Below are 26,398 nucleotides of genomic sequence, written 5' to 3' on the forward strand. Positions count from 1 at the left end.
GCAATGACCGCCCCTCTGCCGCCCGCCATCTTTCTCATGGGGCCGACCGCCTCCGGCAAGACCGATCTCGCCATCGAGCTGGCGCGGCTGCTGCCCATCGAGCTGATCAGCGTGGATTCGGCGCTCATCTATCGCGGCATGGACATAGGCACCGCCAAGCCCAGCGCCGAGCTGCTGGCCGCCCATCCGCACCGGCTGGTGGACATCCGCGACCCCGCCGAGAGCTATTCCGCCGCCGAATTTCGCGCCGATGCCCTGGCGGCCATGGCCGAGATCACCGCGGCCGGACGCATCCCGCTGCTGGTGGGTGGCACCATGCTCTACTTCAAGGCCCTGCTCGAAGGCCTGGCCGACATGCCCGGTGCCGACGCCGAGGTGCGGGCCGAGATCGAGGCGCTGGCGGCCACGGCCGGCTGGGGCGAGATCCACCGGCAACTGGCCGAGGTCGATCCGGTATCGGCCGCGCGCATCCATCCCAACGATCCCCAGCGCCTCCTGCGCGCCCTCGAGGTGTATCGCGTCAGCGGCCAGTCGATGACCGAGCACCGCGCGCTGCAATTGCGCGCCAATGCCGATTCGAACGGGGCGCCCCAGACGCAATTACCCTATACTGTGGCCCAATTGATCCTGGCGCCCGGCCGGCGTGAGGTGCTCCATGCGCGTATCGCCGAGCGCTTCAGCCTGATGCTGGAACAGGGCTTCATCGACGAAGTCTCAGCCTTGCGGGAACGTCCCGATTTGCATCCTGGTCTGCCGTCCATGCGATCCGTAGGCTATCGTCAGGTGTGGGAGTTCCTGGAAGGGGGTTGCACGCGGGAAGAGATGGTGGCGCGTGGCGTTGCGGCGACGCGGCAGTTGGCGAAGCGGCAGTTGACCTGGTTGCGTGGCTGGCCCGCCGCACACACCTTCGACAGCCTGGCTTGTGACAATCTGCCGCGGATCTTGAAATGCCTGGCCGGTGACACCATATCGCCCCGCAGCTGAATCGTTTTTGTCCGCGTGTCCATGGTGGGCAGCGGAAACTGGCATGTCGCCAGATCGATATTTTCATTTCCTTAGGAGAGCGACACGATGTCAAAAGGGCATTCGCTACAAGACCCTTACCTGAACACCCTGCGTAAAGAGCGCGTTCCGGTTTCCATCTATCTCGTCAACGGTATCAAGCTGCAGGGTCAGATCGAGTCCTTCGACCAGTTCGTGATTCTGCTCAAGAACACCGTCAGCCAGATGGTCTACAAGCATGCAATCTCCACCGTGGTGCCGAGCCGCCCGGTCCGTCTGCCCAGCTCCGAGACGAGCGAGTCGGATAGCGAATAAATAACGAGAGGAGCGCCCTGTTGTTCTTCGAGCGTCACGAAGGTGGTGAGCGGGCCATTCTGGTCCATTTGGAAGGCCTGCATCCCGAGGCGCGCGAAGATCCTCAGGAGTTCCTCGAACTCGCGCGATCGGCGGGTGCGGAGACCGTGGCGTTCGTCACGGTGAACCGCAGCCAGCCGACGGCGCGTTATCTCATCGGTACCGGCAAGGTCGAAGAGTTGCACGATCAGGTGCACGCCCATGCCGCTGATCTGGTCATCTTCAACCATGACCTCACGCCCAGTCAGGAACGCAACCTCGAAAAAGCCTTCGAGTGCCGCGTCCTCGATCGCACGGGCCTTATTCTCGACATCTTCGCTCAGCGCGCCCGGACCCACGAGGGCAAGCTGCAGGTGGAACTCGCCCAGCTCGAGCACATGAGCACCCGGCTGGTGCGCGGCTGGACTCACCTCGAGCGCCAGAAGGGCGGCATCGGTCTGCGTGGTCCGGGTGAAACCCAGCTCGAAACCGACCGTCGTCTCCTGCGGATCCGCATCCGCCAGATCCGCCAGCGCCTGGACAAGGTGCGCAGCCAGCGCGAGCAGGCCCGGCGCGGTCGCCGGCGTGCCGAGATTCCCTCGGTGTCCCTGGTCGGCTACACCAACGCCGGCAAGTCCACCCTGTTCAACAGCCTCACCGAATCCGGCGTCTACGCGGCCAACCTGCTGTTCGCCACCCTCGATCCCACCCTGCGCCGTCTGGAATTGCCGGACCTGGGGCCGATCGTGCTGGCCGATACCGTGGGCTTCATCCGCCATCTGCCGCACAAGCTGGTGGAGGCCTTCCGGGCGACCCTGGAGGAATCCAGCAACTCCGACCTGCTGCTGCACGTGATCGATGCCCACGAGGACGATCGCCAGCTGCAGATCGAGCAGGTCGAGGCGGTGCTGCACGAAATCGGTGCCGACGAGCTGCCGATGTTGGAGGTCTACAACAAGCTCGATCTGCTCGACGGGGTCGAGCCGCATATCCAGCGCGACGATGAAACCGGACGGCCGATCCGGGTCTGGGTCTCGGCGCGCGAAGGCCGTGGTCTGGAGCTGGTCGGTCAGGCCGTGGCCGAACTGCTCGGCGAAGATCTTTTCGTCGGGGTGCTGCGCCTGCCCCAGCGGCATGCCCGGCTGCGGGCCCGGCTGTTCGAGCTGGGCGTGGTTCGCCAGGACGATCATGATGACGAAGGCAACATCCTGTTGTCTGTACGAGTACCCCGCGCCGAACTCAATCGACTGCTCAGCCGGGCCGGTGAAGAACCGGAAGTCTTTATCCAGCAACATGTTTTGCAATAAACCCCCGCTCGGCGCTTTTGTTCGGGCAGGGACCATCCGGTAGCATTGGTCGGCGCGCCATTTCGGCGCGTTTTCGCGTTATCAGTAGGGAGAGCGCTATGGCTTGGAACGAGCCCGGTGGCAACTCGAACAATCAAGACCCCTGGGGCGGCCGCAACAACAACGGTGGCGGCAATGGTGGACGCAAGGGGCCGCCGGATCTCGACGAAGCCTTGCGTAAGTTTCAGGACCGCATTAACCGCCTGGTCGGCGGCAAGAAGCGCTCCGGCGGCAGTGGCGGCGACAGCTTTGGCTCGGGTGGTGGCAAGGGTTTGCTGCTGCTGGGCGTGCTGCTGGTCGGCGCTCTCTGGCTGTACAACGCCGTCTACGTCGTGGACGAGCAGGAGCAGGCGGTGGTGCTGCGCCTGGGCAAATACCATGAGACGGTAGGGCCCGGCCTGAACATCTATTTCCCGCCCTTCGAGACCAAGTACCAGGAAAACGTCACCCGTGAGCGGGCCTACAGCAAGCAGGGCGCCATGCTGACCCAGGACGAGAACATCGTCGAGGTGCCACTGACCGTCCAGTACCGCATCACCAATCTCAAGGACTTCGTCCTCAACGTCGACCAGCCCGAGGTCAGCCTGCAGCAGGCGACCGACAGCGCCGTGCGCCACGTGGCCGGCTCCTCGACCATGGACCAGTTGCTGACCGACGGCCGCGAGCAGGTCGCCACCAACGTCCGCGAACGTCTGCAGCGCTTCCTCGACACCTACGGGACCGGCATCACCGTGACCCAGGTGAACATCCAGAGCGCCTCGGCGCCGCGTGAAGTTCAGGAAGCCTTCGACGACGTGATCCGTGCCCGTGAAGACGAGCAGCGCGAGAAGAACCAGGCCGAAGCCTATGCCAACGGCGTGATCCCCGAGGCCCGCGGTGCTGCCCAGCGCATCATCGAGGAAGCCAACGGCTATCGCGACGAAGTCGTCGCCCGGGCCCAGGGTGATGCCTCGCGCTTCAGCCAGCTGGCGGTCCAGTACGCGGCCAATCCGCAGCTGACCCGCGAGCGTCTGTACATCGAGACGATGCAGGAAGTGCTCGGTCAGGCGAGCAAGGTCATGGTCACCGGTCAGGCCGGCCAGAACCTGCTCTATCTGCCGCTCGACAAGCTGATGCAGAACCGTGCCCCGGCACCGACCTCGGCGATCAGCAGTGGCGCTGCCCCGGCGGCGTCGAGCGATACGGCGGCCTCGGTCATTCGCAATCTGCCGCAGTCCACCGAAGCGCGTACGAGGGAGAGCCGCTGATGAGCAATAAATCGCTGGCCGCGCTGATCGTCGTGGTCGTTCTGGGTCTTGCCGCCTGGAGCAGTCTGTTCGTGGTGAAGGAGACCGAGCGGGCGGTGATGCTGCGCTTCGGTCGTGTGGTCGAGCCCAATCTGGAGCCCGGCCTGCACTTCAAGATTCCCTACGTCAACCGGGTGCGCAAGTTCGACGCCCGCCTGCAGACCCTGGATACCCCGACGCAGCGTTTCCTGACCCTGGAAAAGAAAGCGGTGATGGTGGATGCCTACGCCAAGTGGCGCATCTTCAATGCCGATCGCTACTACACCGCGACCTCGGGTCTCAAGCAGATCGCTGACGAGCGACTGCTGCGCCGCCTGGAGGCGGGGCTGCGTGACCAGTTTGGTCGTCGCACCTTGCACGAGGTGGTGTCCGGTGAGCGGGATGCAATGGTCGGTTCGCTGACCGCGGCGCTGAACAAGATGGCCAACCAGGAGCTGGGTATCGAGGTGCTGGACGTGCGCGTCAAGGCCATCGACCTGCCCAAGGAAGTCAGTCGCAGCGTCTATGAGCGGATGAGCACCGAGCGCGAGCGGGAAGCCCGCGAGCATCGCGCCAAGGGTCGCGAGCTGGCGGAAGGCATCCGTGCCGACGCCGATCGTCAGCGCCGTGTGCTGCTGGCCGAAGCCTATCGCCAGGCCGAACAGGCCCGCGGTGAAGGTGATGCCCAGGCGGCCCAGGTGTATTCCCAGGCCTACTCGAAGAATCCGGCGTTCTTCTCCTTCTATCGCAGCCTGCAGGCCTATCGCTCCAGCTTCTCCAGCAAGAGCGACGTCCTGGTGCTGGATCCGAAGAGCGATTTCTTCAAGTATTTCCAGAGTCCGGGGCAGTGAGGTCCGGGATGAACGGCGCCTAGGCTTCGCTCGTCGTTCATCCCCGATCGCCGATTTTTTCGTGTTATCATGAATCAGCCGGGGCCATCCCCGGCTTTTTTGCGTCCGTACGAAACCCGTGGAAGGGCGACGCCCTGGCTGATCCGGGTAGCAATCCACGGCAGAGCGGCTCGATCCGGCGGCAGGATTCTCCAGGAATCCACTGCGCCGACCTCGGCAGCCGCGTGCCGATCCATGACATGGAGAAGAGGCCTAATGGCTACGGTAGACCGCTGGCTGCTGCCTGACGGTATCGAGGAAATCCTGCCGCCCGACGCGGCGCGCATCGAAGGTGCTCGGCGTCGGGTGCTGGAACTGTTCCATTGCTGGGGCTACGAGTTCGTCATCACCCCGCACCTGGAATTCCTGGAATCGCTGCTCACCGGCGCGGCCAAGGAACTGGAACTGCGCACCTTCAAGGTGACCGATCCCAATTCCGGCCGCCTCATGGGCTTCCGCTCCGACATCACGCCCCAGGTGGCGCGCATGGAAGCCCATAGCCTCAAGCAGAGCGGTCCGAGCCGACTGTGCTATGCCGGCAGCGTGCTGCATACCCGTCCCCGTGCCCTGTCCACCTCGCGCAGCCCGATCCAGGTCGGCGCCGAGCTCTATGGCGTGCCCGGCAGCGAAGGGGATCTGGAAGTCATCAGCCTGATGCTCGACGTGCTCGAGCAGGCCCAGGTGCCCGACGTCCACATGGATCTGGGGCATGTGGGGATCTATCGCGGGCTGTGCCAGGCGGCCGGTGTCTCCGGCGCCAGCGAGCAGCAGCTGTTCGATGCCCTGCAGCGCAAGGCGGTCGACGAGATCGCCGAATTGACCGCCGACCTGCCCGCCGCCGAGCGCGGCTGGCTGCGGGCGCTGGTCGAGCTCAGTGGCGATGCCACGGTGCTCGAGCAGGCGCGGCAGCGCCTGGCGGGTGCGCCCGCGGGCGTCCTGCAGGCACTGGACGAGCTGATCGCCCTGGCCGATTCGCTCAAGGGGCGTTTCCCGGGCGTGCCGCTGTATTTCGATCTGGGCGAGTTGCGCGGTTATCACTACCACACCGGGGTGGTCTTCGCCGCCTTCGTGCCGGGCACCGGGCAATCCATCGCCCAGGGCGGTCGCTATGACAACATCGGCGCCGACTTCGGGCGTTCGCGTCCGGCCACCGGCTTTTCCACCGATCTCAAGACCCTCGTCGAGCTGGGCACCGCCGTGCTCGACGAACCGCGCCGCGGCATCTGGGCGCCGGCGGGCGATGCGCCGGTGCTCTGGCAGGCCGTGCGCGAATTGCGTGCCGCGGGCGAGCGGGTGGTCCAGGCCACCGCTCATGACGACGCGGACCAGCTGCACAGCTCGGGCTGCGATCGCCGGCTGATCGAGCAGCAGGGCGCCTGGGTCGTGGTGCCCTTGAATTCCTAAACACCGGATCTGGCATCCGGGTGAACGTGAGCATCGTCGGCCTGGCCGACAGAAATCTTCCTGACAGGGGATAAGGTTATGGGTAAGAACGTCGTCGTCCTGGGCACCCAGTGGGGTGATGAGGGCAAGGGCAAGATCGTGGACCTGCTGACCGACCAGGCCGCTGCCGTGGTGCGTTATCAAGGTGGTCACAACGCCGGCCACACGCTGGTCATCGATGGTCAGAAGACCATCCTGCGGCTGATTCCCTCGGGCATCCTGCGCGCCGACACCCAGTGCCTGATCGGCAATGGCGTGGTGCTCTCGCCGGAAGCCCTGTTCAAGGAAGTCGGCGAGCTGGAAGCCCGCGGCGTGCCGGTGCGCGAGCGCCTGCGCATCAGCTCGGCCTGCTCGCTGATCCTGCCCTATCACGTGGCCCTGGATCAGGCGCGCGAGAAGGCGCGCGGCGAAGCCAAGATCGGCACCACCGGTCGCGGCATCGGCCCGGCCTATGAAGACAAGATCGCCCGTCGCGGTCTGCGCGTCGGCGATCTGTTCCACCCCGAGCGTTTCGCCGTCAAGCTCAAGGAAGTGCTGGACTACCACAACTTCGTCCTGCAGAACTACTTCAACGAGCCGCCGGTGGACTTCCAGAAGACCTACGACGAGGCCATGGAACATGCCAAGGTCATGCAGCCGCTGGTCATGGACGTCGTCAGCCGTCTGCACGAGCTGCGCAAGGCCGGTGAGAACCTGATGTTCGAAGGCGCCCAGGGCACCCTGCTGGACATCGACCACGGCACCTATCCCTTCGTCACCAGCTCCAACACCACCGCCGGTGGCGTGGCGACCGGTTCCGGCGTGGGTCCGCTGTACCTGGACTACATCCTCGGCATCACCAAGGCCTACACCACCCGCGTCGGCTCCGGTCCCTTCCCGACCGAGCTGTTCGACGAAACCGGTGCCTACCTGGCCAAGCAGGGCCACGAATTCGGCTCCGTGACCGGCCGTCCGCGCCGTTGCGGCTGGTTCGATGCCGTCATCCTGCGTCGCTCCATCGAGATCAACAGCATCTCCGGTCTGTGCCTGACCAAGCTGGACGTGCTCGACGGTCTGGAAACCGTGCGCATCTGCACCGGTTACAAGGATGCCGCCGGCAACCTGCTGACCGAGGCGCCCACCGACGCCGACAGCTACATCGGTCTGCAGCCGGTCTACGAAGAGATGCCGGGCTGGAGCGAATCCACCGTGGGTGCCCAGAGTCTCGAGGCGCTCCCGGCCAACGCCCAGGCTTACATCCGCCGCATCGCCGAGCTGGTCGAGGCGCCGATCGACATCGTCTCGACCGGTCCGGATCGCAAGGAAACCATCGTGCTGCGCCATCCTTTCGCCTGATGCGCTAAAAGGATGCAGCCGGAAAAGCCCCGCCCCGCGGGGCTTTTCCATTTCTGGCGGGCGAGAGACGCTGGTAGGCCGGGGACGGCCGCTGGTCCGAAATGGCCAGCATATTGCTATGACTATTTACTGCTGAGCCTCCAGCTCCCCTCGAGCTGGCCGACAGCCTGTAAATGTCCCTTGTCGCTGGAGACCTCCATGTCGTTTCTCTTGTCGCTGCTGCGCAGTCGCCTGTTGCTGCCGGTATTCATCAGTCTTTTGCTCGCGGTCATGCTCCAGGTAGCCCTGGCGCTGTGGCTGACCCAGGATGCGGTGAAGGGGCTGCAGTCAGGCCTGGCCACCCGCCTGTCCGGCGAGTCCGAGCAGCTCGCCGACACCCTGCGCCAGGCCGGGGGCGAGGTGGATGGCAGTCTTGCCGAACTGGCGGGGCAGACACGTGCGCGGCTGGCCGAGGGGCTTGCGCAGCGGCTGGCGCGCGAGCGGCAGCAGGTGGGTGAGACCCTGACCGCTACCCTCAAGAGCAATGCGCAGAATCTGGCCGAGCTGCTTGCGGGCGTCGCGCCCAAGGCGATGTGGGACGCCGATGTGCCGGCCCTGTCCGACCTGGCGCGGCGTGCGCAAGGCAATCCCGAGGTGCTCTTCGTGGTCTTCCAGGACGCCCAGGGCCAGAATCTGACCCGCTATCTCAATCGCCAGGACGAGCGCGTGGCCCGCCTGCTCGCCGTGGGCCAGGGCGAGGGCGCCCTGGCCAAGGTGCTGGATGCCGCGACCCGGGATCCTTCGGTCTATCGCGTGGATGCCTCCATCAGTCCCAATGGCGTGGAGATCGGCAAGGTGGTGGTAGGCTTTTCCACCCAGACCATCGAGCGCACCGGCGCGGCCCTGGACAAGAGTTTCAAGACCCTGATCGACGACGCCGGCGGTCTGGTCTCCAGCAGCGTGACGGCCGCGGCCAAGGGCAGTGCGGCGACCCTGGCGACGCGCCTGGAAGGCACGCGCCAGGCTGCCCTGGCCATGAGTCGCAATGCCGGTGAAACGGTCGCCACCCTGGCGGGCGCGCTGCGCTGGCAGATCGCCCTGGGGCTGATCGGGGTCGGCGTGGTGATGGTCGTGGCCGTGGCGCTGGTGCTGGGGCGCCGGGTGCTGCGGCGGATCGGCGTGCTGCAGCGGGCGCTGGACGATCTGGCAGCCGGGGAGGGGGATCTCACGCGCCGTCTGCAGCTGGGGCAGGGCGATGAGATCCAGGCGCTGGGTGGCGCGGTCGATCGCTTCCTGGCCAAGCTGCAGCCGCTGGTGGGCAAGGCCCATGGCGTCGCGGCGCGTACCGGCGAGGAAATCCGCGGTTTGGCCGGCAGCAGTGCCACCGCCGAAGCGGCGGCGTTGCGCCAACGCGAAGAGGTGGCGCGCAGTCTGGAGGCCTTGTCCGGTATCGCCGCGGAAGCCCAGGGCGAAAGTCAGGCCATGCAGGGCGCCCTGCAGCAGGTGGAGGCCATTCGCAGTTCCACCCAGAGCAACGCCCGCATCGCCACCGAGGTGGCCGAAGGTATCGAGGGGCTGGTGACCCAGGTCGAGTCCGGCGCCCAGGTGATCGAGCGGCTGGCCGCGCAAAGCGAGCAGATCGAGGTGGTGCTGGACGTGATCCGCGGCATCGCCGAGCAGACCAACCTGCTGGCGCTCAATGCGGCCATCGAGGCGGCCCGGGCCGGCGAGAGCGGACGTGGCTTTGCGGTGGTCGCCGACGAGGTGCGGGCGCTGGCCAGCAAGACCCAGGAATCCACCGGCAGCATCCGGACCCACATCGCCGGTCTGCAGGAAGGCGCGCGCGAAGCTGTCGCCGCCATAGGCGCGGCGCGCCAGCAGGCCGGCAGCGGGCTGGCGGTGCTGCGCGACAGCAAGCGCATCCAGCAGGATGTCCACCGCGCCGTGGATCAGGTGCATGCCAGCATGACCACGGCTGCCCAGGCGGCCCAGCGTCAGGCGGAGGGCGCCGCGGCGGTACGCCAGCGGGTCGAGGTCATCCATGGCGAGACGCTGCGCGCAGCCGAATCGGTGGCGGCCACTGCGCACAGCAGTCGGACTCTGGCGGAGCTGGCCGCCCAGTTGCGCGGCAGTCTGGGGCAGTTCAAGGCGTAGGGGAGGGCCCCACGCCTTTTCGCGGGCAAGAAAAAACCGGCCGAAGCCGGTTTTTTCTGTTGCGTCCGATCCGGGATCGTCCGCTTGGTATTGGTGCCCAGGAGAAGACTCGAACTTCCACGGTGTTGCCACCGCTAGGACCTGAACCTAGTGCGTCTACCAATTCCGCCACCTGGGCCTGCAGTGCGACTTCTGGTCGCTTCCCGTCACCCTTGCGGGTTTCAGGATTAAAAAACCGGCTAGTACCGGCTTTTCGTCGACCGATCTGCAAATCGATCGACTATAATGAGTGGTGCCCAGGAGAAGACTCGAACTTCCACGGTGTTGCCACCGCTAGGACCTGAACCTAGTGCGTCTACCAATTCCGCCACCTGGGCACTCAAGGCGATGATTGCTCATCTCCGGCGTCGTGATTGCTCACGGCGTCGTGGGGCGGCACTTTACTCAGGGGGCGTTTGCTTGTAAACCCCTGCTGTGAAAAATATTTTATTGAGCATGCCAGGCTAACTATTGCGTGGTTTTCACGTTTCAATAGGCGCCATGGCAGTTCCTACCGAACCAAGACACAGAAGGTAACCCCAGACTGATGGCCGATTGGCAATCCCTCGATCCCGAGGCCGCCCGGGAAGCGGAAAAGTACGATAACCCCATTCCGAGTCGCGAACTCATTCTGGCTCATCTCGCCGATCGCGGCGCCCCGGCCACACGGCCACAGCTCGCCGAAGAATTCGGTCTCGTCACCGAAGACCAGCTCGAAGCCTTGCGGCGCCGCATGCGCGCCATGGAGCGCGACGGTCAGGTGATCTACACCCGCCGCGGTGCCTATGCGCCCATCGACAAGCTGGACCTGGTGCGTGGCCGCATCGCCGGCCATCGCGATGGCTTCGGCTTCCTGATCCCCGACGACGGCAGCGACGACCTCTTCCTCAGCCCGGCGCAGATGCGCCTGGTGTTCGATGGCGACATCGCCCTGGCGCGGGTCGCCGGCCATGATCGGCGCGGTCGTCGCGAAGGCGGCCTGGTCGAGGTGGTCACCCGGGCGCACGAGTCGCTGGTCGGGCGCTTCTTCCAGGAGAGCGGCCTGGCCTACGTGGTGCCGGACAATCCCAAGATCGGTCAGCAGGTGCTGGTGCCCGAGGGCAAGCACGGCGGCGCCGCTCACGGCCAGTTCGTGCAGGTGCGCATCGACGAGTGGCCCACCACCTTCCGCCAGGCCCAGGGCGAAGTGGTCGAGATCCTGGGCGACTACATGGCGCCGGGCATGGAGATCGAGGTCGCCCTGCGCAGCTACGACATCCCCAACGAATGGCCCAAGGCCGTCGAGAAGGAGGCTGCCAAGCTCAAGCCCGAGGTGGAGGAGAAGGACAAGCAGAAGCGCATCGATCTGCGCCAGCTGCCCTTCGTGACCATCGATGGCGAAGATGCTCGCGACTTCGACGATGCCGTCTATGCCGAGGCCAAGAAGTCCGGCGGCTGGCGGCTGTACGTGGCCATCGCCGACGTCTCCCACTACGTCAAGGTCGGCTCGGCGCTGGATGCCGAGGCGGAAAAGCGCGGCAACTCGGTGTATTTTCCCGAGCGGGTGATTCCCATGCTGCCGGAGGCGCTGTCCAACGGCCTCTGTTCGCTCAATCCCCAGGTGGATCGCCTGGCCATGGTCTGCGAGATGACCATCGCCGCTTCCGGGCGCATGACCGGCTACCAGTTCTACGAAGCGGTCATCCACTCCCATGCCCGTCTGACCTACAACAAGGTCTCGGCGGTGCTGGAACAGCCCAAGTCGGCCGAAGGCAAGCAGTTGCGCAAGCAGCTCGGCGACGTGGTGCCGCACCTGGAGCAGCTCTACAGCCTGTACAAGGTGCTGCTGGCCGCTCGTCATGTGCGTGGCGCCATCGATTTCGAGACCCAGGAAACGCGCATCGTCTTTGGCGCCGATCGCAAGATCTCGGAGATCCGTCCGACCCAGCGCAACGATGCCCACAAGCTGATCGAGGAGTGCATGCTGTGCGCCAACGTGGCCACCGCCAAGTTCCTCGAAAAGCACAAGGTGCCGGCCCTCTATCGGGTGCACGAGGCGCCGCCCCTGGAAAAGCAGACCAATCTGCGCCAGTTCCTCGGTGAGATGGGTCTGTCGCTGACCAAGGGCAAGGCCAATCCGGTGCCGTCGGACTACCAGGCGCTGCTGCAGCAGATCCGTGAGCGGCCGGATTTCCGGCTGATCCAGACGGTGATGCTCAGATCCCTGAGTCAGGCGGTCTACAGCCCGGACAACAACGGTCACTTCGGTCTCAACTACGAGGCCTACACCCATTTCACCTCGCCGATCCGGCGTTATCCGGATCTGCTGGTGCACCGGGCGATCCGCAGCGTCATCCGCTCCAAGCTGGAGACCAAGCACGTCAAGCGCGCAGGCGCGACGAGCATGGCCAAGGCGCGCATCTATCCCTACGACGAGTTGCGCCTGGATCAGCTCGGTGAGCAGTGCTCCATGACCGAGCGCCGCGCCGACGAAGCCACGCGTGATGTGTCTAACTGGCTCAAGTGCGAGTTCATGAAGGATCGCGTCGGCGAGACCTATGCCGGCGTCATTACCGCGGTGACCGGTTTCGGCCTGTTCGTCGAACTGTCCGAGGTCTTTGTCGAGGGCCTGGTGCACGTCACCGCGCTGCCGGACGACTACTACCATTTCGACAGCGTCCATCATCGCCTCTCCGGCGAGCGCAGTGGGCGCAGCTATCGCCTGGGCGATCCCATCGAGGTGGTGGTGGCCCGGGTCGACCTGGACGAGCGCAAGATCGACTTCGTGCTGCCGGCCTCGGCCGGCGCGCCGCGGGTCCGTGAAGAGCGCGAGCCGCGCCGCAAGCGTGACGGTCGCGGTCGTCGCCGCGAGGCGCCGGCAGCGGAAGACCAGGCCGTCGCCCCGACGCCGGAAGCCCCGGCCACCTCGGTGTCGCCGGAATTGCTGGAGCAGGCCGACAAGCTGTTGGGCAATACCGACGTCAAGCGCAGTCGTGCGGTGAAGCAGGCGCTGCTGGCGGAAGCCAAGGTCGAGGGCGGCAAGCCCAAGGCCAAGGGCAAGTCCGGCGGTCAGGACAAGGCCGGCGCCCAGGGCCAGGCCACGACTCAGGGCAAGACTGCCAAGGGCAAGGCCAGTGCCACGGCCAAGGCGCGTACCGCTCCGGCGAAGCGTCAAGCGCAGGGTGCTGCTGCCGAAGGCGCCGCTGCGGTGGAAGCCAAGGTCAAGAAGGCCAAGGCCGCTGCCGCCAAGAAGAAGTCGGCTGCCAAGCCCAAGGTCGAAGGCCAGGCCCAGGCCGCGGCCAAGAGCAGGACCAAGGCCAAGGCCAAGAAGCCGCATCGCAAGGGCCAGGCGCGCCCCAAGGATGACGCATGAGCCAGCTGGAAACCGTCTACGGTATCCACGCCGTGGAAGCGCTGCTGCGCTTCCACCCGCGGCGGGTGAAGCAGCTCTGGATCGCCGAAGGGCGGCGTGAGCCGCGGGTGGAGGCCCTGCTGGAGCTGGCCGCCGGTCAGCGCCTGGCGGTGGAAACCAAGCCGCGGGCGTTGCTCGACGAGCTGGCCGAGGGCGTGCATCAGGGCGTGGTGGCCCAGGTCAGCCCCAGCCAGGTCTGGGGCGAGGCCATGCTCGAGGAGTTGCTCGATCGGGCCGAAGGTCCGCCGCTGCTGCTGGTGCTCGATGGCGTGACCGATCCGCACAACCTCGGCGCCTGCCTGCGCAGCGCCGATGCCGCCGGAGCCCTGGCGGTGATCGTGCCCAAGGACAAGTCGGCCACCCTGACCGCCGTGGTGCGCAAGGTCGCCTGTGGGGCCGCCGAGGTGCTGCCGCTGGTGGCCGTCACCAACCTGGCGCGGACTCTGGAAAAGCTGCAGAAGCGTGGCCTGTGGATCGTCGGGACTGCCGGTGAGGCGACCCAGGAGATCTATGACGTCGACATGAGTGGGCCGACCGTGGTGGTCATGGGGGCCGAGGGCAAGGGCATGCGCCGACTGACCCGTGAGCATTGCGATCATCTGGCTCGGCTGCCCATGGCCGGCAGCGTCAGCAGTCTCAACGTTTCGGTGGCGACCGGGGTCTGCCTGTTCGAGGCCGTGCGTCAAAGACGCGCCTCTGCGCCCAGCTAGCCCGCGCTAAGAAACGTCTGGGTACCGACGCAGCGCGTATCGCACTATACGAATCGCGCTGCAGTGCGCAGAATATCGGCCTCGCTCCGGGAATGCCGGGGCGAGGCCTGTCAACAAGAGGACGCCCGCGTGAGTCAGGAGATCCAGGAGCCGGTAGGCTTGCGAGTGCTGCTCGTCGAAGACGATGCCACGCTGCGCATGCTGACCACCGAAGTCATCGAGGAGCTGGACCATCAGGTTACGGCCGTCGCCTCGGCGGAGGCCGCCCTCGAGTTGCTGCCGCAACGCGAACACGATGTGCTGTTCACCGATATCGGGCTGGGCGGCATGTCCGGCATCGAGTTGACCCGCCGCGCCCTGGCGATGGATCCGACGCTGCGCATCGTGGTCGCCTCGGGTTATGCCTTCGAGCGCGAGCCGGGGATGGAGGCGCGGGTCGGGGTGCTGATCAAGCCCTATGACCTGAACAAGATCCGCCAGGCCCTGGCCGACGTGCAACGCTGAGTGCCTGGGGCTGCCCGGCGGTCGCGTCGGTCATGCCTGCGGTTGCGCCCCCCGGCGCCCTTCTCTAGAATGTTGCCCCTTGCCCGGAGTGCGTCCGCATTCCGCAGGGCAAGTCATCCGAACTATTCACTCCTTGTCTGACCGCGTTTCCGCGGCAGGCTGCAACCCGTAAGGAGCATTAAATGCGTCATTACGAAGTCGTGTTCCTGGTTCATCCGGACCAGAGCGAACAGGTGGGCGGCATGGTCGAGCGCTACACCAAGGCTATCGAAGAAGACGGTGGCAAAGTCCATCGCCTGGAAGACTGGGGCCGTCGTCAGCTGGCTTACGCCATCGACAACGTTCACAAGGCTCACTATGTGCTCATGAACATCGAGTGCAGCGCCAAGGCCCTGGCCGAGCTGGAAGACAACTTCCGCTACAACGACGCCGTGATCCGCAACATGATCCTGCGCCGTGACGAGGCCGTCACCGGTCAATCCGAGATGCTCAAGGCCGAAGAAAACCGCAACGAGCGTCGCGAGCGTCGCGAGCGTCCTGCCGAGTCCGAGTCCGAGTCCGCCGAAGGCAACTCCGACGACGCCGACAGCGCCGAGTAATCTGGATCTAGCGAGGAATCATTGTCATGGCACGTTTCTTCCGTCGTCGTAAGTTCTGCCGTTTCACCGCCGAAGGCGTGAAAGAGATCGACTACAAGGATCTCAACACCCTGAAGGCCTACGTCTCCGAAACCGGCAAGATCGTCCCGAGCCGTATCACTGGCACCAAGGCCAAGTACCAGCGTCAGCTGGGTACCGCCATCAAGCGTGCCCGTTACCTGGCCCTGCTGCCCTACACCGACAGCCACGGTCGTTGATCGACGCCTGATCACGAATAACGGATAAACACGGCATGCGGCCTCTGGCTGAGTTCATCATGCGCGGCCGTACTCAAGCCACCCTCGTGGTGGTGCTGGGTGCAGTCGTGCCGCTGCTGTACTGGATGACCGCTGCCGGTGGCAGCCTGGTGCTGTTGCGCCGGGGACCTGCCGCGGCGGCCGGGGTGCTGGTCTGGGCCCTGTTGCCAGCGCTGTTCTGGCTGTATCTGGGTGATGCCAGCATCGTGCTGGTGTTGCTGGGTTCGACGCTGCTGGCGGCCATCTTGCGCCAGAGTCTGTCCTGGACCCGGGTGCTGTTGGCCAGTGTCCCCTTGGGGCTGGTCTTCGCCCTGGTGCTGGGCCAGGTCTATGCCGAGGGCATCGCGCAACTGGCGGAGGAAATCCGTCGGTTGCTGCCCCAGGTGTTGGGCCCGAGCGCGGCGCAGTTGCCGCCGGAAAAGCAGGCGCAGTTGCAGCAGTTGCTGCTGCCCGTGCTGACCGGCCTGATGGCGGCGTTCTTCCAGATCACCTGCCTGCTGTGCCTGATGCTCGGGCGCTACTGGCAGGCGGCGCTGTACAACCCCCAGGGGTTCGGTCGCGAATTTCGCGCCCTGCGTCTGCGTCCGGCCATCGCGCTCGGCCTCCTGGCCCTGCTGGTGCTGGCGCCGAACCTGGGCAGCGGGCTTGGCCTGCTGACCCCGCTGTGCAGCGTGCCGCTGGCCTTTGCCGGCATCGCCCTGCTGCACGGGCTGGTGGCGGCCAAGCGCCTGGCAGGATTCTGGCTGGTGGGGCTGTACGTGACGCTGTTGCTGTTCGGGCAGCTGATCTATCCGTTGTTGGTGATTCTGGCTGTGATCGATAGCGTGTTCGATTTCCGTGGGCGGTCCGCGCAAGAGCCGCAGGGGCCCGCGGACGGTGAAGGTTAAAAGTTAAGAGGAAAGACTCAATGGATGTCATCCTGCTGGAAAAGATCGCCAACCTGGGCAACCTGGGCGACAAAGTGAACGTCAAGGGCGGTTACGCCCGTAACTTCCTGCTGCCGCAGGGCAAGGCCACCGCAGCCACCGCTGCCAACGTCGAGGCTTTCGAAGCTCGTCGCGCCGAGCTCGAGAAGCAGGCTGCCGAGAAGAAGGCCGAGGCTGATGCCCGTGCCGCCAAGCTGGCCGACCTGACCGTTACCATCGCCGCCAACTCCGGCGACGAAGGCAAGCTGTTCGGTTCCATCGGCACCCGCGACATCGCCGAAGCCGTCAGCGCCGCCGGCGTTGAGCTGGACAAGAGCGAAGTTCGCCTGCCCAACGGCGCCCTGCGCAGCGTTGGCGAATACGATGTCGAAGTGCACCTGCACACCGACGTCGAAGCCACCGTCAAGGTCGTCGTCGTCGCTGAATAAGCGCGCCGTCGCCTGACTGGCGGACTTGCGCCCCGGCGCCGGTCTGTCGACAATCGGGCACGTCATTGCCAAGGCAGTGACGTGCCCTTTGTCTTTTCTGCCCTATCGAAAATCATTTCGCCGCCCGCAATGGGGGCCCAAGACCTGCGCATGAACGAGATTTCCCTGCCCGAGCAGTACGATCTGCAGACCGCTGCCCTCAAGGTCCCGCCGCATTCCATCGAGGCCGAACAGGCCGTGCTGGGTGGTCTGATGCTGGACAACAACGCCTGGGAGCGCGTGCTCGATCAGGTGTCCGATGGCGACTTCTATCGCCACGACCACAGACTCATCTTTCGCGCCGTGGCCCGTCTGGCCGAGCGCAACCAGCCGTTCGACGTGGTGACCCTGTCCGAACAGCTGGACAACGAAGGTCAGCTGCCCCAGGTGGGCGGCCTGGCCTATCTGGCCGAGCTGGCCAAGAACACCCCCTCGGTGGCCAACATCAAGGCCTATGCGCAGATCGTCCGCGAGCGGGCCACCCTGCGCCAGCTGATCGGCATCAGCGCCGACATCGCCGACAGCGCCTACAACCCGGAAGGCCGCGGCGCCAACGAGCTGCTCGACGAAGCCGAGCGCAAGATCTTCGAGATCGCCGAGGCGCGGCCGAAGTCTGGCGGGCCGGTCGGGGTCAACGACATCCTGACCAAGGCCATCGACCGCATCGATACCCTGTTCAACTCCAGCGATGCCATCACCGGCGTGTCCACCGGCTTCGCCGACCTGGACGAGAAGACCAGCGGCCTGCAGCCGGCCGACCTGATCATCGTCGCCGGCCGTCCCTCCATGGGCAAGACCACCTTCGCCATGAACCTGGTGGAGAACGCGGTGCTGCGCACCGACAAGGCGGTTCTGGTGTTCTCCCTGGAGATGCCCGCCGACTCCATCGTGCTGCGGATGCTCTCGTCCCTCGGCCGCATCGACCAGACCAAGGTGCGCTCCGGCAAGCTGGACGACGATGACTGGCCGCGGCTGACCTCGGCGGTCAATCTGCTCAACGACCGCAAGCTGTTCATCGACGATACCGCCGGCATCAGTCCCTCGGAAATGCGCGCCCGCACCCGGCGCCTGGTGCGCGAGCACGGCGACCTGGCGCTGATCATGGTGGACTACCTGCAGCTGATGCAGATCGGTGGCAGCAGCGGCGAGAACCGCACCAACGAGATTTCCGAGATCTCCCGCTCGCTCAAGGGCCTGGCCAAGGAATTCAACTGCCCGGTGGTGGCGCTCTCCCAGCTCAACCGCTCGCTGGAACAGCGGCCGAACAAGCGTCCGGTGAACTCCGACCTGCGCGAATCGGGCGCCATCGAGCAGGACGCCGACGTCATCATGTTCGTCTACCGGGACGAGGTGTACCACCCCGAGACCGAGTACAAGGGCGTGGCGGAAATCATCATCGGCAAGCAGCGTAACGGTCCGATCGGTACCACGCGGCTGGCCTTCATCGGCAAATACACCCGGTTCGAGAATCTCGCGCCCGGCAGCTACGTTTTCGAGGACGAATGATGGTCAAGGACAAGCTGAAGATCGCGGTCCTGCTCGGCGGCACCAGCGAAGAACGCGACGTGTCCATCGCCAGCGGTGCCCAGGTGGTGGCGGCGCTGCGCCGGCGTGGGCATCAGGTGGTGACCGTGGATGCCGCCCTGGGGCTGCTCGATGAAGACGCCGAGCGCGCCCTGCTGGAAGCCCGCGTCGGCCTCGAACCGCCGGAGCGGACCGCCCTGGTGCGGATGCGCGGCCAGGATGCCGGCGCGGTGCTCAGCCGTGCCCAGCTGGGCGACCAGGATCTGCTGTTCCTCGCCCTGCACGGCGGGACCGGCGAGAACGGCACCCTGCAGACCCTGCTCGACCTGGCCGAGTTGCGCTACACCGGCAGCGGCCGGGTGGGCAGCGCCGTGGCCATGGACAAGGACCTCAGCAAGCGGCTGTTCCGGGCCGCTGGCGTACCCACCGCCGACTGGCTGATGGCGCCGGTGGATGCCGCGACCGTGGCCGACACCCTGGGCTTTCCGGTGATCGTCAAACCCAGCCAGCAGGGTTCCACCGTGGGCCTGAGCAAGGTCAGCCGCGCCGAGGACCTGCAACCGGCCATCGAGCTGGCGCTGCGCTATGACCGCGAGGTGATGATCGAGCGCTTCGTCGCCGGGCGCGAGCTGACCGTGGGCGTACTGGGCGACCAGCCACTGGCGGTGGGCGAGATCGTCCTCGGCCAGAGTGGCGTGTTCGACTACACCAGCAAATACCAGCCCAAGGGCGCTGTGGAAGTCTTTCCGGCCGAGGTCTCCGCGGAGATCGCCGAGGAAGCGCGCCGGCTGGCCCTGGCCGCGCATCGGGCGCTCAAGCTCGACGGCTACAGTCGCGCCGACTTCCGCCTGGACGCCGAGGGACGGCTCTGGTGTCTGGAGGTCAACACGCTGCCGGGCATGACCGCCACCAGTCTGCTGCCGCAATCGGCCGCGGCCATGGGCATCGACTTCGACGAACTCTGCGAGCGCATCTGCCAGCTGGCCCTGCAGGACTGACCCCACGCAGCCGGCGCCGCTATCGCTTCGGGTGGTGGCGGCTGCGTCTCCCGTCGAAGCCGGATCCGGATCCGCCGCCATGCCCCAGACGCTCACCCCGGTGCAGACCCGGGCGCTGTTCCTTTCCGCACTGCTGCTGTTCGTCCTGCCCTTCATCCTGGTCGACTTTCCCTATGTCGATGACAACTGGCGCATCCAGCTGGAGAACGGCCCGGAGTGGCGCCAGCAGGGGCGGGTGCTCACCGAGGTCTTCTATCGGCTGCTGACCTTCAGCGGCAGTACCCTCAACCTCTTCCCCCTGCCGCTGCTGATCGCCTGCGCCGCCGCGACCTGGGCCCTGACCGATCTGGCCAGGCACTGCTTCGGCGCGCCGCGACCGACCCAGTGCCTGGCCCTGCTGCCGCTGTGGTTCTCGCCGTTCTGGCTGGGCAACCTGACCTACCAGTACGATGGCCCGACCATGGCCCTGAGTCTGGTGGCGGTGATCTATGCGGCGATCTTTCGCAGTCGTCACACCGTGCTGGCGCTGCTGGTGCCGGCGGCGCTGCTGGCGGCGGCCGTCGCTTTCTACCAGGTGGCCCTCAATGTCTTCGTCGGCCTCTGCTGCCTGGAGTTCATCCGCGCCGTGCAACGCCGCGAGGCCCCGGCGCAGGCCCTGCGGCTGGTGCTGCGCCAGGGCCTGCAGTTGCTGCTGGGTTGCGCCCTCTACTTCCTCACCGCCTATCAGCTGATGGCGACCACGCGACACGCCGGTGTGGGTGGCCAGGTGCTGCCCGAGCTCTGGCATCGGCTGGGCGAGGTGCTGCAGAGCGTCGGCCTGCTGGTCACCCCCGGCAATCTCTGGCTGTGGTGGCTGTTTGGTGGGCTGGCGGCGATCGGCTATGGCCTGGGCGGCCTGACCTATGCCCGCGCCTATGGCCGCCGGGCGCTGCTGCCCCTGCTGCTGTACGGCGCGACGCTGCCGGTGCTGGCCGCCTGCGTGGCCGGCATCACCCTGCTGTTCAGCGATTTCATCCTCGAGGCGCGCACCCTGATGGGCCTGGCGGTCATCCTGACCCTGGCCCTGCTGCTGGCCCACGACCTGCTGGAGCGCCTCCAGCCACGGCTGACCTGGCTGCTGGTGCTGCCCGTGCTGTGGATGCTGTCGCTGGCCTATGCCTATGGCCAGGTGCTCTCGGCGCAAAAGACCTTCGAGCGCGGTTTCGTCCAGGAACTGCACCATGACCTCAGCAGCCTTCCGGAGCTGCGGCCGCTCAAGCGGCTGCTCTGGACCGGAGGTCCGCTGGAGGTGGCCTGGCTGCCGCTGGCGCAGAAGACCTTCGAGCAGGTGCCGGTCCTGCCCTTCATCCTCGGCCTGTCGCCGGGCAACTTCATGATCGCCGAACGCCTGCTGGATCTGGGGGTGATCGACGATGCCGACAGCGACAGCTGCACCCAGCGGGTGGCCGTGCCCGGTGCCGCCACGCGACTGGTGGACAATCGCTTCTACGACATCTGGGCGGTGGGCGAGGACGGCTGCATCATCATGAAGCCGCAAAGGCCCTGGGTGCCGTTCGAGTAGGGAGGTAGGTTGGGCTGAGACGGCTCCATCGTCGAAGCCCAACGATCGGTGCCTACCCCAGGTGTTGGGCTTCGCTTGCGCTCAGCCCAACTACCCGTAGCGATCAGCCGCGGCGCAGCCGGTAGCAGAGGAACAGGAAGGCCAGCCAGACCGGGATGGCATAGACCGAGACGGCGATGCCGGGGATGCGCAGCATCAGCACCAGGATCATGCCGACGAAGGCCAGGCACAGCCAGTTGGCGAAGGGCGACCAGAAGGCCGGGAAGTGCGAGGTGCGCCCGGCCTGGCGCTGGGCGGCGCGGAATTTCAGGTGGGTCAGGCTGATCAGCGCCCAGGCGATCACCAGCGAGGCCACCACCAGCGACATCAGCAGCTCCAGGGCATTCTGCGGCAGCAGGTAGTTGACCACCACGCAGAGCAGGGTCACCGCCGAGGACACCGCGATACCCAGCAGCGGCACGCCACGGCGATTGGTGCGCAGCAGGGCGCGCGGGGCGTCGCCCTGTTCCGCCAGGCCGTAGAGCATGCGGCTGGTGCAGTAGACGCCGCTGTTGTAGACCGACAGCGCCGCGGTCAGCACCACGAAGTTGAGCAGGTGAGCGGCGGTGTCGCTGCCGAGCAGGGCGAAGGTCTGCACGAAGGGACTGCCGGCGTAGTCGTCACCGCCGGCGCCGATGCTGCGCACCAGTTCGTCCCAGGGATGCAGCGACAAAAGGATGGTCAGGGCGCCGACATAGAAGATCAGGATGCGCCAGACCACCTGGTTGATGGCCTTGGGGATCACGCTGCGCGGCTGGTCGGCTTCGGCGGCGGTGATGCCCACCAGTTCCAGGCCGCCGAAGGAAAACATGATGATCGCCAGCACGGCGAACAGACCGCTCCAGCCGTTGGGCAGGAAGCCGCCATGACTCCAGAGATTGCTCACCGAGGCCTCGGGACCGCCGCTGCCACTGACCAGCAGCCAGAGCCCGAAGGCCATCATGCCGAGGATGGCCACCACCTTGATCAGCGCGAACCAGAACTCGGTCTCGCCAAAGGCCTTCACGTTGAACAGGTTGATGGCGTTGACCAGCACGAAGAACACCAGGGCGCTGGCCCAGGTCGGCACCTCGGGCCACCAGTACTGCACGTACTTGCCCACCGCGGTGAGCTCCGACATGCCCACCAGCACATAGAGCACCCAGTAGTTCCAGCCGGAGAGAAAGCCCGGGAAGCGGCCCCAGTAGCGACTGGCGAAGTGGCTGAAGGAGCCGGCGACGGGTTCCTCGACGATCATCTCGCCGAGCTGGCGCATGATCAGGAAGGCGATGAAGCCGGCGATGGCGTAGCCGAGGATCATCGCCGGACCGGCGGATTTCAGCACCCCGGCCGAGCCGAGGAACAGACCGGTGCCGATGGCTCCGCCGAGGGCGATCAGCTGGATATGACGATTCTTCAGGCCGCGCTGCAACTGGCCGGCGGCGGGTTGGGGCTGGGACATGGACGGGGGCGTCTCGGTGGTGAAGGGGAGCGGGCGGCTATGGTAGCACTCCTGTCGAGTGAGGCCGCTGAGTGGGCTTTCCCTCACCCCCGCCCTCTCCCTGGGGGCGAGGGGGAAGAGCGTAGCGTGGCGGGGGTTGCCGGTGAGTCTCCCTGATGGCCCTCTCTCCCCAAGGGAAGGGGACAAATAGCTGCGCGGTGTGCTTTTGCCCCCTCTCCCCCGGGGAGAGGGTTGGGGTGAGGGCGGGTCCAGAGCCACCGTCGATAGCCAAAGGCAATCGATGTCCGGGGGCTGAACTGGTCATTTTTTGTGCTATTCTTCGCGCCCTCCTAAAAACCCCCCTTTCCCGGAAGCTGCCATGCAAGCCGCCACGCCGCTGTTCGACTATCCGAAATACTGGGCCGAGTGCTTTGGTCCTGCACCCTTCCTGCCCATGAGTCGGGCGGAGATGGAGCAACTCGGCTGGGACAGCTGCGACATCATCATCGTCACCGGGGACGCCTACGTCGATCATCCGTCCTTTGGCATGGCCATCATCGGCCGGCTGCTGGAGGCCCAGGGCTTCCGCGTGGGCATCATCGCCCAGCCGGACTGGCAGTCGAAGGACGACTTCATGAAGCTCGGCGAGCCGAATCTGTTCTTCGGGGTGGCCGCGGGTAACATGGACTCCATGATCAACCGCTACACCGCGGACAAGAAGGTCCGGTCCGACGATGCCTATACCCCGGGCAACGTCGCCGGCAAGCGACCGGATCGCGCCAGCCTGGTCTACAGCCAGCGCTGCAAGGAGGCCTACAGCCACGTGCCGATCGTGCTCGGCGGCATCGAGGCCTCGCTGCGCCGGATCGCCCACTACGACTACTGGCAGGACAAGGTCCGCCGCTCGATCCTGATGGACGCCACCGCCGACATCCTGCTCTATGGCAACGCCGAGCGGGCGGTGGTGGAGATCGCCCAGCGCCTGTCGCGTGGCGAGCGCGTCGAGTCCATCACCGATGTGCGCGGCACCGCCTTCATCCGTCGCGATACGCCCGAGGGCTGGTTCGAGGTCGACTCGACCCGCATCGACCGTCCCGGTCGCGTCGACAAGATCATCAATCCCTATGTGAACACCCAGGACACCGAGGCCTGCGCCATCGAGCAAGCCAAGGGTGAGGTTGAGGATCCCAACGAAGCCAAGGTGGTGCAGTTGCTGGAAAGCCCGCGCATGACCCGCGACAAGACGGTGATCCGCCTGCCGTCCTTCGAGAAGGTGCGCAACGACCCGGTGCTCTATGCCCACGCCAACCGGGTGCTTCACCTGGAAACCAACCCGGGCAACGCCCGGGCGCTGGTGCAGCGGCATGGCGACGTGGACGTCTGGTTCACGCCGCCGCCCATCCCCATGACCACCGAGGAAATGGACTACGTGTTCGGCATGCCCTATGCGCGCGTGCCGCACCCGGCCTATGGCAAGGAAAAGATCCCGGCCTACGAGATGATCCGTTTCTCGGTGAACATCATGCGTGGCTGCTTTGGTGGCTGCACCTTCTGCTCCATCACCGAGCACGAAGGCCGGATCATCCAGAATCGCTCCCATGACTCGATCATCCGTGAGATCGAGGAGATGCGCGACAAGGTACCGGGCTTTACCGGCGTGGTCTCGGACCTCGGCGGGCCGACCGCCAACATGTACCGCATCGCTTGCAAGGACCCGGAGATCGAGCGCCACTGCCGCAAGCCGTCGTGCGTGTTCCCCGGCATCTGCGAGAACCTCAACACCGATCACTCGTCCTTGATCGAGCTCTACCGCAAGGCGCGGGCACTGCCGGGGGTGAAGAAGATCCTGATCGCCTCGGGGCTGAGATACGACCTGGCTGTGGAATCGCCCGAGTACGTCAAGGAACTGGTCACCCACCATGTCGGCGGCTACCTGAAGATCGCGCCCGAGCACACCGAGCGCGGTCCGCTGGACAAGATGATGAAGCCCGGCATCGGCAGCTACGACCGCTTCAAGCAGATGTTCGAGAAGTACACCAAGGAGGCGGGCAAGGAGCAGTACCTGATCCCGTACTTCATCGCCGCGCATCCGGGTACCACGGACGAGGACATGATGAACCTCGCCCTCTGGCTCAAGCGCAACGGCTTCCGTGCGGACCAGGTGCAGGCCTTCTATCCCTCGCCGATGGCCACCGCCACGGCCATGTACCACTCGGGCAAGAATCCGCTGCGCAAGGTCACCTACAAGAGCGATGGCGTGACCATCGTCAAGAGCGACCAGCAGCGCCGCCTGCACAAGGCCTTCCTGCGTTACCACGATCCCAAGGGCTGGCCGATGCTGCGCGAGGCGCTCAAGGAGATGGGCCGTGCCGACCTGATCGGGCCGGGCAAGCACCAGCTGATCCCGGCCACCCAGCCGGTGGGCGACACCGGTTACCAGAGCGCGCGACGCAAGAATTCCACCCCGGTGGGCAGCAAGAAGGCCGGCACCGGCGCTGGGCGCATCCTGACCCAGCACAACGGCCTGCCGCCCCGCGCCAGCGACGGCAGCAAGGCCTGGGACAAGGGCCAGGAAGGCCAGGCCGCCGGCTACGCCAAGGGCGGTCCGCGCAAGAAGTCGCGGCGCCAGCCGAACATGCCGCGGTAGGGTTCTATCGCGGCCATGGGCCGCTCCTACAGAGAGCGATGCTTTTGTAGGAGCGGCCGCATCGGCGGACCGCCATGGCCGCGATTAAGATCTTGAATTGTCTTCATCACTCAAGGACGAGCGATGTCATCACGTCATGCGGCGCTACGCAGGGGCCGGGTTTCTCTGCCTGGCCAGCTGTATCTCCTTACCGCTACGACCGTGGAACGCCAGCCGCTTTTTTCCGATTTTCATCTGGCGTGTACGGCTGCCCGTACCTTTAGCGATCCTTGTCTGCTCAATGACGCCAGGCTGCTTGCCTGGGTGTTGATGCCGGATCACGTTCACTGGCTCATCGCACTTGGCGAACGTTTCAGCCTGGACGAGCTGGTGCTCCGTCTCAAATCAGCAAGCGCACGTCGGGTCAATGCGATCCGCAATACCAAAGGGGCTGTGTGAGCGTCGGCCTATCATGACCATGGTCTGAGAGCCGAAGAAGATGTCCAGGCGGTGGCCCGTACATCGTCGCCAATCCGGTAAGGGTGGGGTTGGTGAAGCGGGCGCGTGATTATCCGTTTTGGGATGCGGTGTGGTTGTAGATGGTTGCGCGGAAATTATCGCGGCCATGGGCCGCTCCTACGGGGCATATCGGAGCCTGTAGGAGCGGCCCATGGCCGCGATCAAACGTGCTATCAACCGCGCAATTCGGCGAAGTGGGCCTGCATGCGGTCGGCGTTGGCGCTGCGGCCGCTGAAGAGTTCGAAGGCCTTGACCGCCTGGAACACGGCCATGGTGCCGCCGTCCAGGGTGCGGCAGCCGAGGGCGCGGGCCTGGCGCAGCAGTTCGGTCTCCAGCGGGAAGTAGATGATTTCTGCGACCCACAGGCCGGGATGCAGCAACTCGGCCGGCAGTGGCATGCCGGGCAGCTTGGCCATGCCCACCGGCGAGGTGTTGACCAGGCCATCGGCGGCGGCTACCGCGGCGGCCCGGTCGGTGCCGACCGCGGCGCGCCCGGGGCCGAAGTGGCGGGTCAGGTTGTCCACCAGCGCCTGGGCGCGCTCGGCCTCGACGTCGAAGATGAACAGCTGGTCCACCCCCTCGGCGAGCAGGGCGTGGGCCACGGCGCTGCCGGCGCCGCCAGCGCCCAACTGCACTACCAGCCGCTTGGCCACGTCCGGCAGGCCGCGGCGAAAGCCTTCGGCGAAGCCCAGGCAGTCGGTGTTGTGGCCCACAGTGCGGCCGTCGGCCAGCACCACGGTGTTCACCGCGCCGATGCCGCGCGCCTCGGGGGAGAGGTCGTCGAGCAGCGGGATGATCGCCTGCTTGCAGGGAAAGGTGATGTTGAGACCGGTGAAGCCGGTGCGCTGGGCGGCCTGCAGCAGCTCGGGCAGGGCGTCGGCGGAGAGGCCGAGCACGTCCAGGTCGATCAGGCGGTAGAGGTATCTGAGGCCCTGGGCGTCGCCTTCGCGTTCGTGCATGGCGGGCGTCAGCGAAGCCTGGATGCCGGCGCCGATGAGGCCGGCGAGAATGGATTTGGGTGCTGTCATGGCG

General features: G+C 65.9%; 21 protein-coding genes, 2 tRNA genes and 2 pseudogenes. 21 read left to right on the forward strand and 4 right to left on the reverse strand.

Annotated features, from left to right (window positions below):
- The first annotated feature begins 3 nt into the window (after positions 1-3).
- From miaA to POR01S_RS24375, 9 genes and pseudogenes are all read left to right on the forward strand, one after another.
- Positions 4-984, forward strand: coding sequence for a tRNA (adenosine(37)-N6)-dimethylallyltransferase MiaA (gene miaA / locus POR01S_RS17780; protein WP_007161157.1), 981 nt, complete (start codon positions 4-6; stop codon positions 982-984).
- An 87-nt stretch (positions 985-1,071) separates the two neighbouring features.
- Positions 1,072-1,317 carry an RNA chaperone Hfq gene (hfq, locus tag POR01S_RS17785; protein WP_007161156.1) on the forward strand — a complete coding sequence of 82 codons (246 nt, stop codon included), beginning with the start codon at positions 1,072-1,074 and terminating at the stop codon, positions 1,315-1,317.
- A gap of 20 nt (positions 1,318-1,337) precedes the next feature.
- Positions 1,338-2,642, forward strand: coding sequence for a ribosome rescue GTPase HflX (hflX, locus tag POR01S_RS17790; protein ID WP_042137359.1), 1,305 nt, complete (start codon positions 1,338-1,340; stop codon positions 2,640-2,642).
- Positions 2,643-2,740: 98 nt separating this feature from the next.
- Positions 2,741-3,928 carry an FtsH protease activity modulator HflK gene (hflK, locus tag POR01S_RS17795; RefSeq protein WP_007161154.1) on the forward strand — a complete coding sequence of 396 codons (1,188 nt, stop codon included), beginning with the start codon at positions 2,741-2,743 and terminating at the stop codon, positions 3,926-3,928.
- The gene (gene hflC / locus POR01S_RS17800) at positions 3,928-4,797 is read left to right on the forward strand and encodes a protease modulator HflC (protein WP_007161153.1); all 870 of its coding nucleotides are present in this window, start codon (positions 3,928-3,930) and stop codon (positions 4,795-4,797) included. Before hflK ends, hflC begins: the two co-directional genes overlap by 1 nt.
- A 255-nt stretch (positions 4,798-5,052) precedes the next feature.
- Entirely contained in the window at positions 5,053-6,240 is a 1,188-nt protein-coding gene (locus POR01S_RS17805; RefSeq protein WP_042137361.1) for an ATP phosphoribosyltransferase regulatory subunit, read from the forward strand.
- Between the two features lie 78 nt (positions 6,241-6,318).
- Positions 6,319-7,614: an adenylosuccinate synthase gene (locus tag POR01S_RS17810; protein ID WP_027601077.1), complete on the forward strand. Its 1,296-nt coding sequence runs from the start codon at positions 6,319-6,321 to the stop codon at positions 7,612-7,614.
- 1,104 nt (positions 7,615-8,718) lie between these two features.
- Positions 8,719-8,889, forward strand: a pseudogene (locus POR01S_RS24370) (HAMP domain-containing protein); the annotation flags it as partial.
- Positions 8,890-9,012: 123 nt separating this feature from the next.
- Positions 9,013-9,747 (forward strand): methyl-accepting chemotaxis protein, encoded by a 735-nt coding sequence (locus POR01S_RS24375; protein ID WP_391564043.1) that lies wholly within the window; start codon positions 9,013-9,015, stop codon positions 9,745-9,747.
- A gap of 91 nt (positions 9,748-9,838) precedes the next feature.
- Here POR01S_RS24375 and POR01S_RS17820 read toward each other — a convergent pair.
- Positions 9,839-9,925 (reverse strand) — tRNA-Leu (locus tag POR01S_RS17820).
- Between the two features lie 112 nt (positions 9,926-10,037).
- A tRNA-Leu gene (locus tag POR01S_RS17825) sits at positions 10,038-10,124 on the reverse strand.
- A 209-nt stretch (positions 10,125-10,333) separates the two neighbouring features.
- Between POR01S_RS17825 and rnr the strand changes: the two genes are divergently transcribed.
- From rnr to POR01S_RS17875, 10 genes are all read left to right on the forward strand, one after another.
- Entirely contained in the window at positions 10,334-13,138 is a 2,805-nt protein-coding gene (gene rnr / locus POR01S_RS17830) for a ribonuclease R (protein ID WP_042137366.1), read from the forward strand.
- On the forward strand, positions 13,135-13,887 hold the full coding sequence (rlmB, locus tag POR01S_RS17835) for a 23S rRNA (guanosine(2251)-2'-O)-methyltransferase RlmB (RefSeq protein WP_027601074.1): 753 nt from the start codon (positions 13,135-13,137) through the stop codon (positions 13,885-13,887). The genes rnr and rlmB overlap by 4 nt, the downstream gene beginning before the upstream one ends.
- 129 nt (positions 13,888-14,016) lie before the next feature.
- Positions 14,017-14,391 carry a response regulator gene (locus tag POR01S_RS17840; RefSeq protein WP_007161147.1) on the forward strand — a complete coding sequence of 125 codons (375 nt, stop codon included), beginning with the start codon at positions 14,017-14,019 and terminating at the stop codon, positions 14,389-14,391.
- Positions 14,392-14,573: 182 nt separating this feature from the next.
- Positions 14,574-14,990, forward strand: coding sequence for a 30S ribosomal protein S6 (gene rpsF / locus POR01S_RS17845; RefSeq protein WP_007161146.1), 417 nt, complete (start codon positions 14,574-14,576; stop codon positions 14,988-14,990).
- 26 nt (positions 14,991-15,016) lie between these two features.
- Positions 15,017-15,247, forward strand: coding sequence for a 30S ribosomal protein S18 (gene rpsR / locus POR01S_RS17850; protein ID WP_007161145.1), 231 nt, complete (start codon positions 15,017-15,019; stop codon positions 15,245-15,247).
- A 35-nt stretch (positions 15,248-15,282) separates the two neighbouring features.
- Positions 15,283-16,173, forward strand: coding sequence for a hypothetical protein (locus tag POR01S_RS17855; protein WP_027598829.1), 891 nt, complete (start codon positions 15,283-15,285; stop codon positions 16,171-16,173).
- 20 nt (positions 16,174-16,193) lie between these two features.
- Positions 16,194-16,640 (forward strand): 50S ribosomal protein L9, encoded by a 447-nt coding sequence (gene rplI, locus POR01S_RS17860; protein WP_007161143.1) that lies wholly within the window; start codon positions 16,194-16,196, stop codon positions 16,638-16,640.
- Between the two features lie 150 nt (positions 16,641-16,790).
- Positions 16,791-18,185, forward strand: a complete 1,395-nt coding sequence (gene dnaB / locus POR01S_RS17865) for a replicative DNA helicase (RefSeq protein ID WP_007161142.1) — start codon at positions 16,791-16,793, stop codon at positions 18,183-18,185.
- Positions 18,185-19,201 (forward strand): D-alanine--D-alanine ligase, encoded by a 1,017-nt coding sequence (locus POR01S_RS17870; protein WP_042137369.1) that lies wholly within the window; start codon positions 18,185-18,187, stop codon positions 19,199-19,201. The genes dnaB and POR01S_RS17870 overlap by 1 nt, the downstream gene beginning before the upstream one ends.
- Before the next feature lie 79 nt (positions 19,202-19,280).
- A complete protein-coding gene (locus POR01S_RS17875) occupies positions 19,281-20,762 on the forward strand; it encodes a glucosyltransferase domain-containing protein (protein ID WP_042137371.1) in 1,482 nt (493 codons plus the stop codon).
- A 103-nt stretch (positions 20,763-20,865) separates the two neighbouring features.
- Here POR01S_RS17875 and POR01S_RS17880 read toward each other — a convergent pair whose 3' ends face one another.
- Positions 20,866-22,242, reverse strand: a complete 1,377-nt coding sequence (locus POR01S_RS17880) for an amino acid permease (protein ID WP_007161139.1) — start codon at positions 22,240-22,242, stop codon at positions 20,866-20,868.
- Positions 22,243-22,600: 358 nt separating this feature from the next.
- Between POR01S_RS17880 and POR01S_RS17885 the strand changes: the two genes are divergently transcribed.
- Positions 22,601-24,868: a YgiQ family radical SAM protein gene (locus POR01S_RS17885; protein WP_027598826.1), complete on the forward strand. Its 2,268-nt coding sequence runs from the start codon at positions 22,601-22,603 to the stop codon at positions 24,866-24,868.
- Between the two features lie 123 nt (positions 24,869-24,991).
- A pseudogene (locus tag POR01S_RS23495) lies at positions 24,992-25,446 on the forward strand (REP-associated tyrosine transposase).
- A gap of 93 nt (positions 25,447-25,539) precedes the next feature.
- On the opposite strand, the gene POR01S_RS17890 reads toward POR01S_RS23495, so the two are convergent.
- Positions 25,540-26,394, reverse strand: coding sequence for a shikimate dehydrogenase (locus tag POR01S_RS17890; protein WP_042137373.1), 855 nt, complete (start codon positions 26,392-26,394; stop codon positions 25,540-25,542).
- Positions 26,395-26,398 lie beyond the last annotated feature (4 nt).

The organism is Pseudomonas oryzihabitans NBRC 102199 (assembly GCF_000730625.1).
In the GTDB taxonomy this organism is placed as follows: Bacteria; Pseudomonadota; Gammaproteobacteria; order Pseudomonadales; family Pseudomonadaceae; genus Chryseomonas; species Chryseomonas oryzihabitans.